Genomic DNA, 14,174 nt, shown 5'->3' on the forward strand with positions numbered 1-14,174 from the left:
GTTGGGTCTCGACCGGCGTCTTTACGAAACCCTGCCAAACCCCCGGAGTGCCCACCGGGACGGGAGGCACGGTCAGGTGGCGGGGAGGCCCAGGGCACGCAGCACGCCCGGAGGTACGTCGACGCCTTCGAGGGCATCGGCCAGGCGAAGGGCCAGATCGGCGACGCGGAGGTCCGGGGGCGTCTCGGGCACGTCGTCGCCGATGCGGGCCAGCCATGCGGCGATCTTGCGCCAGGAGTAGAACTCCGTTCCCCCCACGCCTGGTTCGGGGGCCGGAAACCCGGCGGACTCCTCCGGCCGCCGGGACAACTCCCGTCCGGAGCGCTGGGTGGCCTCCTCCAGGGTCACGATGTCGTCGTACCGGACACCGACCGCCCTCAGGCCGGGAACGAGTCGGAGGTCGCGGGCCACTTGGGCGACGGCGTCCAGGAGCGTCGGAGCGTCGATGTCGCACGACAGTTCCCTCAGCGCGCTCGCATCCGGAACACGCGCGAAGTCTCCTGGGTTCTCGGGGCCCAGTGTGTAGGAGACGGACCCGTCCGCGAAGGCGTCACAGTGGTCGAAGACATCCGCCTGCTCGGCGGTGAGAGGCTGGTTGACCAGGAGGGTGAAGCTCCACTCTGGCACGGCGGCGGGTCCTTTCAGTGCTGGTGCTCCCGGACGAAACGATCGATGCGTTCGCCTAACAGCACACCACCCAGCCCCATCGGTGTCCGTTCTTCACCACCTGACACCCGGCTCGCTTCGCCCGTTCCAGGGCTGCCGCGACATCCCCGTCTTGGTGCCGCCCCTTGGAAGATGGACTGCGTGCCCTCGACCGGCCAGGGAGGCACCCGGACGTACCCCGGACGGAGTTCTACTTCAGCGAGGCGACGAAGGGCGCCCAGGCGGTGGCGGAGAGGAGGAGGGCGGGGCCGTGGGGGACCTTGGAGTCCCGGACGGGGACGAGGCCGGGGATGTTGTCGGCGACTTCGAGGCAGTTACCGCCGCTTTCGTTGCTGTAGCTGCTCTTGAACCAGATGGCTTCATTCAAGTCGGTCTGGTTGCTTGCCATTTCGGTAATCCTCCGTCGCAGCCTTGATCATGGCGAGGGACGTGTCCGGGGACAGCGCCACGGCCCTGAGGCGATCGTATGCCTTGCGGTACTGCGCCACGAGGGCCGGATCATCGACAGTGCCTCCGCTGTGGGACGCCTCCATGTAGATAAGCGGTGGGGCGTCCGCGAAGGTCATACTCATGACGGAGGCGGCCATGAGGGGGTACGCCGCGCGCATCCGCGGAACGATCTGCGGAGTGATCCGGCGCCGTTCAGCCAACTCCACGATTCGGTGCAGCTGTTCGGCCATCCCCTGGTCCGTCAGAATCGGATCGGTGATCAGCGACTCGTGCAGGATCACCCAATACTCGGGCGTTCGGTGGTCCACCTCGAAGAGTTCAGCACGCGCCATTCGACCGCTGACCTTCTCGTCCACCTCGGCGTCGGGTGACAGGGGAAGACCGGCCAGGATCACGGACCGCGCGTAGGCCGGGGTCTGAAGCAGCCCTGGGAGGAGCGTTGGGCACCACTCCTCGATAGTGAGGGCATACTTCTCCGCCTCCAGGACCTTCTCGAAGTACTCGGCGTGCCCGGCCCGCCTCGCCTTCCGCACATCCTCGCAATGCCTCTCGAAGAACCCGTCCGTCCCCAGCACCCGGTCCGCGTGCCGCGCCAGGTCCAGTGGCATCCGGCGCTGGCCGTGCTCGATGTCGCTCAGGTAGGACTTGCCGTAGAAGCTGCCCTCCAGGAACGCCTCCAGCGACAGGCCCGCCGCCTCCCGCTTCCACCGCAGCTCCTTGCCGTAGAAGGTCGGGACGCTCATCGAGCCGTCGATGTCCTTACGCCGAACCACGCGCTCACCGCCGTAACTCACCGTGCTGATTCCGCTGTTCGCGTCGTGGACGCGAAACCGCTTCCACGGTAGCGAACCGGGCGACACTCTGTGAGGTGTTCGTCACGCAACGCACAGAAGGCAGAGCAACTTCATGTCGGACCACTCCCCCACGGCCTACGACGTCACCCTCTGCGTCGAGGAACTGCGCGCGGCCCTCGCCCTGCACGGCATCACGCTGCCGTCCCTCGGCCTCCACCTGCCGAGCTTTGCGGCCAGGTACGGCGAGACCACGGGGCTCCTCGCGCTGGGCAACTGCAACACGACCACGGCGCGGGCGCTCGCCGCCGTGCTCAGGAAGGCGGCGGGCGAGTGACGCGGCCCGTCGAACTGCACGTGCGGGCGACACCGAGGGCCGTGCCGGAGGTGCGTCACCGGCTGCGGGAGTACGACTACGACGTCCGCCTGTGCGCCACCGAACTGCTGACCAACGTCGTCGAGCACGTCGGCGAGGGAGCGCCGGTCAGGATCAGGGTGCTCGGCGCGGCCGAACCGGGCCGGGTCCGCGTCGAGGTGACGGACCCGGACCCGTGCGCCGTGCCCACCGTGCGCTCGGCGGCGGAGACCGCGGAGGGCGGGCGGGGGCTGGTCCTCGTCTCCGCGCTGGCGGACCGATGGGGGGTGGAGCAGGGGCCGGGCGGCAAGACGGTCTGGTGCGAGCTGGTGCCGGACCGGGAGCCGGCCGGCCTGGCCGGCCGGTGCGGGGCCTTCGAGAGGTGAGCCGGAGGGCGCCGGGGGTTCACACGGCTGAATGACGATTCAGAGCTGTTCGGGTGACATGGGGCGTGTCACCGTTTGTCGCCCGATGGGCTGGAAAACAACGCATCGGCCCAGCCTGTGGGTCGCTCAACCCGCTGGTGTGAAAGGTGATGCCTCATGACCCTCGGACTGCGCAAGACCGTCGCCGCGGCGATCGTCGCGCTGACGGCTTCGTTCCTGCCGGCCGTCAGCGCCACGGCCGCGGAACCGGGCTCCGACGCCCGCGCGGGCAACTACTGTCTCGCCAACACCTGGAACACCCCGGAGGTGCGCACCCGGCAGTGCGACAGCTTCGACCGCGGCCAGTACTGGACCGTCGACGGAGACATGATCAAGCTCACCTACGCCCCCGACTACTGTCTGGCCAACACCTGGAACACCCCCGAGGTCCGCACCCGGCGCTGCGACAGCTTCGACCGCGGCCAGCACTGGACCGTCCGCGGCCAGCAGATCAGCCTGACCCACGCGTCCGGCTACTGCCTCGCGAACACCTGGAACACCCCCGAGGTCCGCACCCGGCAGTGCGACGGCTTCGACCGCGGCCAGCACTGGACGATCAACGACCGGCAGATCAGCCTGACCTACGCCTGATCCGCGGGGAGCGGGCCCGCCCCGGCCTCGCGGCCCAGGTCGGGGCGGGCCGGCCGGAAAAACGGGACGTCAGCGGTGCACCGCCGTCGCCCCCTCCGGCACGTGCGTGGTGACCACCCGTCCCGTCGACGGAGTCGCCCGGCGGCGGTCCACCGTGTACGCCGCCGCCGCCACGCCCAGGCCGAGCACCGCGAGCGCCGCTCCGGCCAGGGCCGGGGAGGTCGTGCCCCAGCCCGCCGCCAGGGTGAGCCCGCCCACCCAGGCGCCGCCCGCGTTGGCCAGGTTGAAGGCGGCCTGGTTGGCGGAGGAGGCCAGCGAGGGGGCGGCCGAGGCCTTCTCCATCACCATCAGCTGAAGGGGGGAACCGGTCACGAACGCCGCCGTGCCCAGCAGCGTCACCGCCAGCGCCGCGCTCCACTCCGTCCGCATCAGCAGCGGGAACAGGACCAGGACCGCCGCGAGGGAGGCCAGACCGCCGAAGAGGGTGCCGCGCAGCGAGTGGTCCGCCAGCCGGCCGCCCAGCAGATTGCCCGCCGTCGCGCCCACGCCGAACAGCGCCAGCAGCAGGGTCACGCTCGTCTCGGCGTACCCCGCCGCCCCGGTCAGCATCGGCGTCACGTAGCTGTACGCCGCGAACAGCGCGCCGAAGCCCGCCACCGTCGTACCGAGGGCCAGCCACACCGGCAGGGACCGCAGCGCGGCCAGTTCGCCGCGCAGGCCCGTCGAGGGGGCGTGCGTGTGGTCGCGGGGGATCAGGAAGGCCAGGGAGGCGATCGCCACCAGGCCGATCGCGCTCACGCCCAGGAACGTCGCGCGCCACCCCAGGTGCTGGCCCATCAGCGTGGCCGCCGGGACGCCCGCGATGTTGGCGACCGTCAGGCCGAGGAACATCAGCGACACCGAGCGGGCCTTGCGCTCCGGCGGGACCATGTTCGTCGCGACGACGGCGCCCACCCCGAAGAACGCCCCGTGCGGCAGGCCGCTGACGAAGCGGGCCGCCAGCAGGGAGCCGTTGCCGGGGGCGCACGCCGACAGCGCGTTGCCCGCGACGAACAGCGCCATCAGCGCGATCAGGACCGTGCGCCGGGACATCCGGGCCGTGGCGGCGGCCAGCAGCGGGGCGCCGACGACGACGCCCAGCGCGTACGCCGAGACCAGATGGCCGGCGGCCGGGATGGAGACGTGCAGGTCGTCCGCGACGTCCGGGAGCAGTCCCATCATCACGAACTCGGTGGTGCCGATACCGAAAGCGCCGACGGCCAGGGCGAGCAGGGCCAGGGGCATGGAGGGGCCTGTGCCTTTCAAAAGCGAAGGGGGGAGCAGCTGAATTGTTCAGCTGATGAACAAAGTCTCCCAGGCCCGCTATTCCAGCAGGTTACGAGCGCGTGTCCAGGTTCACACGGGCCGCCACCGGGAGGTGGTCGCTGCCTGTGCGCGGCAGCGTCCAGCTGCTTTCCGGGGCCATGCCCTTGACCATGATCTGGTCGATCCGCGCCATCGGGAACGACGCCGGCCAGCTGAACCCGAAGCCGCTGCCCGCCGCGCCCTGCGTGGAGCGCAGCTGGGAGGTGACGCCGTTGAGCGAGCGGTCGTTCATCGTACCGTTGAGGTCGCCGAGCAGGACGACCCGCGGCAGGGTCTCGTCGGCGACGGCCTCGCCGAGCGCGTCGGCGCTGGTGTCCCGCTGCCGCGCGGTGAACCCGGCCTTGAGCTTCACCCGGACCGAGGGCATGTGGGCGACGTACACCGCGACCGGACCCTCGGGCGTGGCCACCGTGGCGCGCATCGCCCGCTTCCAGCCGAGCTTGATGTCCACGGCCCGCACGCCGCTCATCGGGTACTTGCTCCACAGCCCGACCGTGCCCTCGACCGCGTGGTACTTGTACGTCGGCGCGAGCGCCCGCGCGTAGACCGGGACCTTGCCGGCGGGGACCTCCTCCAGCGCGAGGACGTCGGCGCCCGAGGAGGCCACCTCACGGGCGGTGCCCGCCGGGTCGGGGTTGTCGGCGTTGACGTTGTGCGTGGCCACCATCAGGTCGCCGCCGCCGTTCGACTTGTCGGTGAGCAGCCCGCCGAAGAGGTTGAGCCAGACGATCGCCGGGAGGAGTACGGCGATGAGCGTGATCGCCGACTTCCGCCACAGGCCGAGCAGCAGCAGGACCGGCACGAACACGCCGAGCCAGGGCAGGAAGGTCTCGGTGAGGCTGCCGAGGTTGCCCACGGTGTTGGGCACGTGCGCGTGCAGCAGCATCACCAGCGCGAGGAGCAGGGCGGCCCCGGCGAGGACGGCGCCCCGGCGCCAGATGCCCGCGTCGCCCCGCCAGGGAGCGATCAGACGGTGCATCAGACGCCGCAGCCGGGACCCCGGGCGTTCGGGTCCCGAACCGCCGTCAGCCGTCTCCGTCATGTACGCCTGCTGCGCCATACCGTCTGCCTCACTGCCTGCCGTGCACACCGTTCGCCCCCCTGGGTTCGACCCTAGGGGATGATCGGCTCCGTTCCGCCGTCCCATGACGGCCGTACGCAAGACGAGGACGAACAGGCGGTGCGGGGAGTTCCGGTCAGGCGCCCGGTGGCGGGCGTCTGTGACAGAACGGGCACATTAGTGCGATCTCGTACCGGAGCTGACGGGGCGTAGCCCTTCGAGGGTCGCGTCGACGATCCGCTCCGCCAGGTCCTCGGGGAGGTCGCCCTGGGGACGCATGGTGGTGCGCACCAGCATGGCGCCGACGAACATGTCGTTGGCCAGTTCGAGGTCGATGTCGGTGCGCAGCTCGCCGTCGCGCTGCCCGCGCCGGAGCACCTCCAGCATCAGGACGCGGCGCGGCGCGACGACGCTCGCGTGGTAGGCCGCCCAGATCCGGGGGCTGGACTTCATCTGCACGTAGACGTTGTGCAGGATCGCGGAGGCGCGGCTGACCAGGCCGCGCCGGCGCAGGGACTCCAGCAGGACGATCAGGTCGTCGCGCATGGAGGTGCCGGGGAGCTCGGGGTCGGGCGGTTCGGCGGCGCGCAGGACGTCGACGAACAGCTCTTCCTTGCCGCTCCAGCGGCGGTAGATGGTGGCCTTGCCGACCCCTGCCGTGCGGGCGATGCGCTCGATGGAGATCTCGGCGAGCGGTACGCCGTCCTCCAGGAGCTGCATCACGCCCTCCAGGATGGCCTGTTCCACGGCCTCGCTGCGGGGCCGGCCCCGGGCGGGGCCGGCCGCGCCCGGCTGGTTGTCGGCAAGGCTCACGTCATTCCGTCCTCTCGGTGTGCTGCGGGAATTGTCCCGCAGCCGCCTCCTCCCCCCGTTGAGCCTCGGTGGACACCGGGTCGTCGGCCGTGTGGCCGGCGTCTCAGTCCATCGCGGCGACCAGTTCCGCTTCCTCGTCGCGCCGCTCGTCCTGCTTCGGCCTGCCCGGCAGGAACAGGGCCGTGACCAGGGCGCCGATCAGGGCGACGCCGGTGCCCCACAGGGCGGTGACGTGCATGGCGTGCAGGAAGGCGTCGTCGGCCGGGCCGACCAGGAGCTTGCCCTGGGGGCCGAGCTTCTCGGCGATGCCGAGAGTGGCCTCGATGGAGTCGCCGGCCTTGTCGCGCAGGGCGGCGGGCAGCGGGCCGAGCTTGTCCTCGATGCCGTTGCGGTAGGCGGTGGCCAGCACCGAGCCGAGGACGGCGATGCCGAGGGCGCCGCCGACCTGGCGGAAGGTGTTGCTCAGCGCGGAGGCGGAACCGGCCTTCTCGCGCGGCAGCGCCTGCATGATGACGACCGAGGTCGGCGTCATGATGTGCGCCATGCCGGTGCCCATCAGGAAGAAGATGACCTCCAGCAGCCAGATCGGGGTGTCGGCGTCGAAGGTGGCGAAGGTCGCGAGCGTGCCCGCGATCACCACCAGGCCGACGGTGGTGGTGGCCTTGTTGCCGAACCGCTGGACCACCAGGCGGGCGCGCGGCGCGAAGATCATCTGCGCGGCGGCCAGCGGCAGCATCAGCAGGCCCGACTTGAGCGGCGAGTAACCGCGCACGCTCTGGGTGTAGAAGACGGAGAAGAAGGTGACGCCCATCAGCGCGAAGAAGACCAGCGCGATGGCGGCCATGGCGGCCGAGAACACCTTGTTCTTGAAGTAGCTGACGTCCAGCGACGGGTGGTCGCTGCGCTTCTCGAAGACGACGAAGGCGGCGAGCACGACGACGCCGGCGGCGATCGTGGCGAGCACGGTCGGGTCGGTGAAGTCGGCCAGCTGGCCGCCCTTGATGATGCCGTAGACCAGCAGCACCAGGCCGACGACGGACAGGACGACGCCGATCGGGTCGAGGCGGCCCGGGTTGGGGTCGCGCGAGTCGGGGACCAGCCAGAGCATCAGGCCGAGCGCGATGATCACGATCGGCACGTTGACGAAGAAGACCGAGCCCCACCAGAAGTGGTCGAGCAGGGCGCCGCCGGTGATCGGGCCGATGGCGATGGCGAGGCCGACGCCGCCGGCCCAGATGCCGATGGCCTTGGGCTGCTCGTCGCGCTCGAAGACGTTCATCAGGACGGCGAGCGTGGCCGGCATGACGAAGGCGGCACCGAGGGCCATCAGGGCGCGGTAGGCGATCAGCTGGCCCGGGGAGCCGGACTCGGCCGCGAGGGCGGAGCCGATGCCGAACAGGGCGATGCCGCCGAGCAGCACCTTCTTGCGGCCGAGGCGGTCGCCGATGAGTCCGGCGGTGAACAGCAGGCCCGCGAAGACGAGGGTGTAGGAGTTGATCGCCCACTCGATCTGGCTCTGCGTGGCGCCCAGGCCGGTCGGGGCCGGGGTGGAGATGGTCTTGATGGCGACGTTCAGGATCGAGTTGTCGAGCACCACGATGAGCAGGCTCAGCATCAGCACACCGAGGATGGCCCAGCGGCGGCGGTGCACCGCCTCGGGTATCCGGGAGGCAGGGACGGAAGTAGTCATGTGTTCGAGCCTAATTGGATTCCGATACGGAACCGTCTCGTATCTTAATTAATTTACCGAGAACTTACCCGTCCGGAGGGTTGACTTCGCCGTAAACGGAAGGACGGCTTCGGGCGACGGCAAGGATCACAGGGGGTGCTCTGGCCCTGGATGGCACGAGGTGCCACCATGGACTCGATCCGGAGACGCCGTACGGGCGCTTCGAGATGACTGAAGGAGCCGTTGCCATGACGCAGCTTTCGGCTGCCCAGAACAAGCCTTCCGACGGCAGCAAGGCGCTGTACGGGGGGAAGGGCACCCGCCGCATCACGGTCCGCGACATCGCCCTCGCCAAGGAGCGGGGCGAGAAGTGGCCCATGCTCACCGCCTACGACGCGATGACCGCGTCCGTCTTCGACGAGGCCGGCATCCCGGTCCTCCTGGTCGGCGACTCGGCGGGCAACTGTCACCTCGGGTACGACACCACCGTGCCCGTCACCCTCGACGAGATGACGATGCTCTCGGCGGCCGTCGTCCGGGGCACCAGCCGCTCCCTGATCGTCGCCGACCTGCCCTTCGGCTCCTACCAGGAGGGCCCGGTGCAGGCGCTGCGCTCGGCCACCCGGCTGGTCAAGGAGGCCGGGGTCGGCGCGGTCAAGCTGGAGGGCGGCGAGCGCTCGCACGAGCAGATCCGGCTGCTGGTGGAGTCCGGCATCCCGGTCATGGCGCACATCGGTCTGACCCCCCAGTCCGTCAACGCGATGGGCTACCGCGTCCAGGGGCGCGGCGAGGAGGCGGCGGCGCAGCTGCTGCGCGACGCGAAGGCCGTCCAGGACGCGGGGGCGTTCGCGGTGGTCCTGGAACTGGTGCCCGCCGAGCTGGCGGCCGAGGTGACCCGGACGCTGCACATCCCCACGGTCGGCATCGGAGCGGGTCCCGAGACGGACGCGCAGGTCCTGGTGTGGACGGACATGCTGGGGCTCACGTCCGGCCGGGTCCCGAAGTTCGTCAAGAAGTACGCGGACCTGCGCGAGGTCATGGGGTCCGCGGCGAAGTCCTTCGCGGAGGACGTCGTCGGCGGAGCGTTCCCCCTGGAGGAGCACTCCGTCCACTAGCCACCACGGCACCACCGGCAGCCCCGTCGATCTTCCCCCGTCGGCGGGGCTGTCCTGTGTCCGCCGCCGGGCGGGGCCGGCGCCGGCGGTCTGTCGGTGGGCTGTCGGCCGGTTGTCGGTGGTTTGTCGGTGGCGGCTGACATGGTCCTTCCCATGACGCGAATCGATGAGAACCCCGGCGGCGGACGGAACGCCGTGAGCGTGCGGGGGCTGGTCAAGCACTACGGCGAGACCAAGGCGCTGGACGGCGTCGACCTGGACGTGCGCGAGGGCACCGTGATGGGCGTGCTGGGCCCGAACGGCGCCGGCAAGACGACCCTCGTCCGCATCCTGTCCACCCTGATCACCCCGGACGCCGGCCGGGCGACCGTGGCCGGCTACGACGTCGTGCGCCAGCCCCGGCAACTGCGCAAGGTGATAGGTCTCACCGGGCAGTACGCCTCGGTCGACGAGAAGCTTCCCGGCTGGGAGAACCTGTACATGATCGGCCGGCTGCTGGACCTGTCCCGCAAGGACGCCCGCGCCCGCGCCGACGCACTGCTGGAGCGGTTCTCCCTCACGGAGGCCGCCAAGCGCCCGGCGAGCACGTACTCCGGCGGCATGCGCCGCCGTCTCGACCTCGCCGCCTCCATGATCGGCCGCCCGGCGGTGCTGTACCTGGACGAGCCGACCACCGGCCTCGACCCCCGCACCCGCAACGAGGTGTGGGAGGAGGTGCAGGCGATGGTCGGCGACGGCGTCACCGTGCTGCTCACCACCCAGTACATGGAGGAGGCCGAGCAGCTCGCCTCGGAGCTGACCGTGGTGGACCGCGGCAAGGTGATCGCGACCGGCGGCATCGAGGAGCTGAAGGCCCGCGTCGGCGGCCGTACGCTGCGCGTGCGCCCGGTGGACCCGCTGGAGCTGGGCCCGCTCGCCACCATGCTGGACGAGCTGGGCATCACCGGCCTCGCCACCACCACCGTGGACAACGAGACCGGCACCCTGCTCGTCCCGATCCTCAGCGACGAGCAGCTGACGGCCGTGGTCGGCGCGGTCACCGCGCGCGGCATCACCCTCTCCTCCATCACCACCGAACTGCCCAGCCTGGACGAGGTGTTCCTGTCCCTCACCGGCCACCGCGCCGGTGCCCCGCAGGACACCACGCCCGCCGACGCCCGCCAGGAGGCCGCCGTATGAGCGCCGTCACCACCAACGCCACACCGGCCGCCGCCGACGTCCGCATCCCGCTGCGCGGGCACCTGCGGCACACGGGTGCGCTCATCCGCCGCAACCTGCTGTGGATCCGGCAGGACCCGGAGTCGATGTTCGACGCCCTGCTGATGCCGATCGTCTTCACCCTGCTGTTCGTGTACGTCTTCGGCGGCTCCATCGGGCAGGCGCTCGGCGGCGGCCAGGAGCGGTACGTCCAGTACGTCATCCCGGGCATGCTGGCGATGATGAGCATGACCCTGTCCCAGGGCGTCGGCACCGGCTTCAGCCAGGACTTCAACAGCGGCGTGATGGACCGGTTCCGGTCGCTGCCGATCGGGCGCGGCTCGGTGCTCTTCGCGAAGATCGCCGTGGAGCTGGGGCGGATGCTGTTCGCGACCGCCGTGCTGATGGTCGTCGCCGTGCTGGTCGGCTTCCACATCACCAGCTGGCCCGGACTGTTCGCGACCGTGGGCCTGTCGGCGCTGTTCGCCTCCTCGATCATGTGGGTGTTCCTCACCCTCGGCGTGATCCTGAAGAGCGCGCAGTCGGTGCAGGGCGTGGGCTTCCTGGTGCTGTTCCCGCTCCAGTTCGGCTCCTCGATCTTCGCGCCGACCGCGTCGATGCCGGGCTGGCTCCAGGCCTTCACCGACTACAACCCGCTGTCCACGCTCGCCGACGCGGCCCGCGGCCTGATGGTGGGCGGCCCGGTGGCGCACGACCTGTGGGTGACCGTGGGCTGGTCGGTGGCGATCACCGCGGTGATGGCGCCGGTCGCGATCCACAAGTTCCGTACGAAGAGCTGACGTCCGCCGCGGCTCAGAGCAGGGCGGTGGCCTCCACGAGGGAGAGGCCACCGCCCTCCGCGTACGCCGCCCGGTACGCCCGCTCGTCCAGCGCCTCCCGGATGCGCTCCTCGGCCATGGTGCGGGCCCGCTGCTCCATGCCGGACAGGATGTGCCCGGTCGGCAGCAGGGCGTCGGCGGCGGCCAGCGCGCGGGCGGCGTCGGCGGCGCGGGCACCGGAGCCGGCCCGGGCCAGCGCCATGGCGCCGGCGGTGAGGGCGATGGAGGGCAGCTGCGGGGTGACAGCCTCGGCGAGCGGGTCCTCGGCGTGCCGGATCGCCGTGCGGACCCGGCCGAGGGCCTCTTCCTCCCGGCCGTCCAGCGCGTCCAGCAGGGCCTCCTGGCAGAGGATCACGGCATCGAAGACGACGAAGTTGGAGACCCTGAACTCCTCGCGCAGCAGCCTGAGTTGTTCCCTGGCCTCGCCGGTCCGGCCGGTCAGGCCCAGCCAGCAGGCGAGGAAGAGCCGGGCGGCGGGCATGGCCTCGCTGTGCGTGTTCTCCTGGCTCGCGACGACCTCCCGCAGCAGCCGCTCGCCCTCCTCCAGCTCGCCCGACTCCATGAGCACGCTGCCGAGGCGGGCGGAGAGCACGGCGGTCTGGGCGCGGGCGCCGAGCCGTTCGGCGTGTTCGACGGCGGCCCGGTAGTCGAGGGCGGCCTCCTGGTAGGCGCCCTTGCGCTCCCGGGCCTCGCCGCGCGCGGACAGGGCCTCGGCGGTGCCCCAGTCGTCGCCGAGGCGGCGGTAGAGGGCGAGCGCCTCGTCCGCGTCGCGGGCGGCGTCACCCGCCCAGGCGGAACGGTTGGCCAGGAGGTTGGCCCGCCACTGGAGGGCGCCGGCCAGTTCCCACTCGAAGCCGGGGGTCTCCCGGCAGGTCCGCACGTTGGCGTCGACGATCGTCCGCATCCGCTCGGCCCCGCCGGTGAGCATCACCGCGAAGAACCACACCATGCCGGGCGCCCGGCAGGTCTGCGGCATCCCCGGGCTGTAGACCTTCGCGACGGTGCGCAGCTTGGCCAGCGCCTCGGGGCTCTGCCAGGCGTCCAACTCGGTGTCCATGCAGGCCATGTGGGCGAGGTGGAGACCGCGCCGGGCCTCGTTGAGCAGTTCCCCGGTGTACGGCGGCGGGTTCTCGGTGCAGCGCTCCCACACCGGTTCCGCGCGGCGCACCGGCTCGGTGAACGGGTCCGGGCCGAGCGTCATGACCTCGCGGCACCAGGTGCGGGCCTCGATCCGCTGGTCGCGCATCTGCCAGAACCACACCAGGGACAGCACCAGGCACAGCGCCTCCTGCTCGTCGCGCGCGGCGACGGCGTGTCTGAGGGCGGTGCGCAGGTTCTCGTACTCCAGCTGGATCCGGGCGATGGCGGCGCGCTGTCGCGGGCCGCGCAGCAACGGGTCGGTGGTGCGGGCGAGTTCGCGGTAGTACGTCAGATGGGCGCGCTCCGCCTCGGTGCGCCGGCCGGCCTCGGCGAGCCGTTCGGCGGCGTACTCTGCGACGGTCTCCAGCAGCCGGTAGCGCATCGTGCCGTCGGCCGAGGGGGCGGCGACCACCAGGGACTTGTCGACCAGGGAACCCACGGCTTCCAGGGCGACGGGCCCGCACACGGCCTCGGCGGCGGCCAGGTCGCAGCCGCCCGCGAAGACGGACAGCCCGGCGAGGACGTCGCGCTCGTCGGCGTCCAGCAGGTCCCAGGACCAGTCCACGACGGCCCGCAGGGTCTGCTGGCGGGGCAGCACGGTGCGGCTGCCGGAGGTGAGCAGCCGGAACCGGTCGTCGAGGCGGTCCGCGATCTGCCGGGGCGACAGCATCCGCAGCCGGGCGGCGGCCAGTTCGATGGCGAGCGGCAGTCCGTCCAGGCGGCGGCAGATCTCGGCGCACGCCTCCGGGTCGTCCTCGACGCGGAAGCCGGGCCGGGCCGCGGCACCCCGGTCGGCGAACAGCCGGAGCGCGACGGGCTCGGGCAGCGGCTCCACCGGGCGCACCAACTCCCCCGGCACGCCGAGGGGTTCGCGGCTGGTGGCGAGGACGGTCAGCCCGGGGCAGCGGGCCAGCAGCCGCTCGGCCAGCCGGGCGGCGGCGTCGACGACGTGCTCGCAGTTGTCGAGGACGATCAGCATCCGGCGCCGGGCGCAGTGCTCCACCAGCCGGTCCAGCGGGTCGTGCCCGTCGACCACGGCGCGCATGCCCTCGGCGCCGGCGCCGTGCAGCACGGTCTCGCGGGCACCGATGGCGGTGAGCACGGCCTGCGGTACGGCGTCCGGGTCGTCCACGGGGGCGAGTTCGGCCAGCCAGACCCCGTCGCGCACGGAGTCCCGCACCGCCTCGGCGGCCTCCTGGGACAGCCGGGTCTTCCCGGCACCGCCGGGCCCGAGCAGGGTGACCAGGCGGGCGGTTCCGAGGTCGGCCCCGATCGCGGCGAGGTCGGCCTCCCGGCCGACGAAGGAGGTGAGCCGGGCGGGAATGTTCCCCTGTCCGGACCCACCGGCCCGCCCGCCGTGGCCGCCCGGCCCCCGGGACCACCACGACCGTCCCGGCCACCGTCGCCGTACCGGCCGTCGGGGCCGTCGGACTCGTCCCGGCCACCCGGGGCTCCCTCGCCGTACCGGTCACCCGGGCCGCCCGGACCACCATCGCCGTACCGGCCCGACGAGCTGCCGAAATCACCGAAGCCGCCGTCACCGCCGGAGTCGCCGCGACCGCCCCGGTCGCCGTCCCCGTACCGGCCGGTGGACCCGTCCGGACCGCCCTCGCCGTACCGGTCGCCCCAGCCGTCCCGGTCGTCCACGCCGCTCCCGGCGTCCATGCCTCTCCGGTCGCCCGTGCGGCCCCGGCCGGG

14 protein-coding genes are annotated in these 14,174 nt (G+C 71.7%); 6 read left to right on the top strand and 8 right to left on the bottom strand.

From position 1 onward, the window contains the following. Positions 1 to 72: 72 nt before the first annotated feature. From BLW85_RS13165 to BLW85_RS13175, 3 genes are all read right to left on the bottom strand, one after another. Positions 73 to 627 carry a hypothetical protein gene (locus tag BLW85_RS13165; protein ID WP_074992138.1) on the bottom strand — a complete coding sequence of 185 codons (555 nt, stop codon included), beginning with the start codon at positions 625 to 627 and terminating at the stop codon, positions 73 to 75. 229 nt (positions 628 to 856) lie between these two features. Next, positions 857 to 1,054: a DUF397 domain-containing protein gene (locus tag BLW85_RS13170; RefSeq protein WP_074992139.1), complete on the bottom strand. Its 198-nt coding sequence runs from the start codon at positions 1,052 to 1,054 to the stop codon at positions 857 to 859. Continuing rightward, positions 1,026 to 1,859: a helix-turn-helix domain-containing protein gene (locus tag BLW85_RS13175; RefSeq protein WP_074996056.1), complete on the bottom strand. Its 834-nt coding sequence runs from the start codon at positions 1,857 to 1,859 to the stop codon at positions 1,026 to 1,028. Before BLW85_RS13175 ends, BLW85_RS13170 begins: the two co-directional genes overlap by 29 nt. 163 nt (positions 1,860 to 2,022) lie before the next feature. Here BLW85_RS13175 and BLW85_RS39790 point away from each other — a divergent pair, with 163 nt between their 5' ends. The 3 genes from BLW85_RS39790 to BLW85_RS13185 all read left to right on the top strand — a co-directional run bounded on the left by BLW85_RS39790 (position 2,023) and on the right by BLW85_RS13185 (position 3,278). After that, complete coding sequence (locus BLW85_RS39790) at positions 2,023 to 2,244, top strand: hypothetical protein (protein ID WP_070027526.1); 222 nt, start codon at positions 2,023 to 2,025, stop codon at positions 2,242 to 2,244. Further along, entirely contained in the window at positions 2,241 to 2,648 is a 408-nt protein-coding gene (locus BLW85_RS13180; RefSeq protein WP_074992140.1) for an ATP-binding protein, read from the top strand. Before BLW85_RS39790 ends, BLW85_RS13180 begins: the two co-directional genes overlap by 4 nt. A 156-nt stretch (positions 2,649 to 2,804) precedes the next feature. Beyond that, positions 2,805 to 3,278, top strand: coding sequence for a ricin-type beta-trefoil lectin domain protein (locus BLW85_RS13185; protein ID WP_074992141.1), 474 nt, complete (start codon positions 2,805 to 2,807; stop codon positions 3,276 to 3,278). Positions 3,279 to 3,347: 69 nt separating this feature from the next. Here BLW85_RS13185 and BLW85_RS13190 read toward each other — a convergent pair whose 3' ends face one another. The 4 genes from BLW85_RS13190 to BLW85_RS13205 form a co-directional block, all read right to left on the bottom strand. Then, positions 3,348 to 4,562, bottom strand: coding sequence for an MFS transporter (locus tag BLW85_RS13190; RefSeq protein ID WP_074992142.1), 1,215 nt, complete (start codon positions 4,560 to 4,562; stop codon positions 3,348 to 3,350). A gap of 91 nt (positions 4,563 to 4,653) precedes the next feature. Beyond that, a complete protein-coding gene (locus BLW85_RS13195) occupies positions 4,654 to 5,622 on the bottom strand; it encodes an endonuclease/exonuclease/phosphatase family protein (protein WP_074996057.1) in 969 nt (322 codons plus the stop codon). A 258-nt stretch (positions 5,623 to 5,880) separates the two neighbouring features. Continuing rightward, the gene (locus BLW85_RS13200) at positions 5,881 to 6,516 is read right to left on the bottom strand and encodes a TetR/AcrR family transcriptional regulator (RefSeq protein ID WP_070027530.1); all 636 of its coding nucleotides are present in this window, start codon (positions 6,514 to 6,516) and stop codon (positions 5,881 to 5,883) included. 103 nt (positions 6,517 to 6,619) lie between these two features. Then, complete coding sequence (locus BLW85_RS13205; RefSeq protein WP_208624837.1) at positions 6,620 to 8,206, bottom strand: MFS transporter; 1,587 nt, start codon at positions 8,204 to 8,206, stop codon at positions 6,620 to 6,622. Between the two features lie 227 nt (positions 8,207 to 8,433). Between BLW85_RS13205 and panB the strand changes: the two genes are divergently transcribed. From panB to BLW85_RS13220, 3 genes are all read left to right on the top strand, one after another. Beyond that, positions 8,434 to 9,300 (top strand): 3-methyl-2-oxobutanoate hydroxymethyltransferase, encoded by an 867-nt coding sequence (gene panB / locus BLW85_RS13210; protein ID WP_074992144.1) that lies wholly within the window; start codon positions 8,434 to 8,436, stop codon positions 9,298 to 9,300. A 153-nt stretch (positions 9,301 to 9,453) separates the two neighbouring features. Continuing rightward, positions 9,454 to 10,479 carry an ATP-binding cassette domain-containing protein gene (locus tag BLW85_RS13215; RefSeq protein ID WP_074992145.1) on the top strand — a complete coding sequence of 342 codons (1,026 nt, stop codon included), beginning with the start codon at positions 9,454 to 9,456 and terminating at the stop codon, positions 10,477 to 10,479. Then, positions 10,476 to 11,297, top strand: a complete 822-nt coding sequence (locus BLW85_RS13220; protein WP_070027534.1) for an ABC transporter permease — start codon at positions 10,476 to 10,478, stop codon at positions 11,295 to 11,297. The genes BLW85_RS13215 and BLW85_RS13220 overlap by 4 nt, the downstream gene beginning before the upstream one ends. A 13-nt stretch (positions 11,298 to 11,310) precedes the next feature. Here the strand turns inward: BLW85_RS13220 and BLW85_RS40895 are convergent, their stop codons facing one another. Next, positions 11,311 to 13,656 (bottom strand): ATP-binding protein, encoded by a 2,346-nt coding sequence (locus BLW85_RS40895; protein WP_244174854.1) that lies wholly within the window; start codon positions 13,654 to 13,656, stop codon positions 11,311 to 11,313. Between the last annotated feature and the right edge of the window lie 518 nt (positions 13,657 to 14,174).

The organism is Streptomyces misionensis (genome assembly GCF_900104815.1).
Classification (GTDB): domain Bacteria; phylum Actinomycetota; class Actinomycetes; order Streptomycetales; family Streptomycetaceae; genus Streptomyces; species Streptomyces misionensis.

What these genes read in the sequence shown, in the direction of transcription:
- BLW85_RS13170 (WP_074992139.1), bottom strand. Translation starts at nt 1,054, where the DNA reads ATGGCAAGCAACCAGACCGACTTGAATGAAGCCATCTGGTTCAAGAGC.
- BLW85_RS13190 (WP_074992142.1), bottom strand. Translation starts at nt 4,562, where the DNA reads ATGCCCCTGGCCCTGCTCGCCCTGGCCGTCGGCGCTTTCGGTATCGGC.
- panB (WP_074992144.1), top strand. Translation starts at nt 8,434, where the DNA reads ATGACGCAGCTTTCGGCTGCCCAGAACAAGCCTTCCGACGGCAGCAAG.
- BLW85_RS13185 (WP_074992141.1), top strand. Translation starts at nt 2,805, where the DNA reads ATGACCCTCGGACTGCGCAAGACCGTCGCCGCGGCGATCGTCGCGCTG.
- BLW85_RS13195 (WP_074996057.1), bottom strand. Translation starts at nt 5,622, where the DNA reads ATGCACCGTCTGATCGCTCCCTGGCGGGGCGACGCGGGCATCTGGCGC.
- BLW85_RS13205 (WP_208624837.1), bottom strand. Translation starts at nt 8,206, where the DNA reads ATGACTACTTCCGTCCCTGCCTCCCGGATACCCGAGGCGGTGCACCGC.
- BLW85_RS13175 (WP_074996056.1), bottom strand. Translation starts at nt 1,859, where the DNA reads ATGAGCGTCCCGACCTTCTACGGCAAGGAGCTGCGGTGGAAGCGGGAG.
- BLW85_RS13215 (WP_074992145.1), top strand. Translation starts at nt 9,454, where the DNA reads ATGACGCGAATCGATGAGAACCCCGGCGGCGGACGGAACGCCGTGAGC.
- BLW85_RS39790 (WP_070027526.1), top strand. Translation starts at nt 2,023, where the DNA reads ATGTCGGACCACTCCCCCACGGCCTACGACGTCACCCTCTGCGTCGAG.
- BLW85_RS13220 (WP_070027534.1), top strand. Translation starts at nt 10,476, where the DNA reads ATGAGCGCCGTCACCACCAACGCCACACCGGCCGCCGCCGACGTCCGC.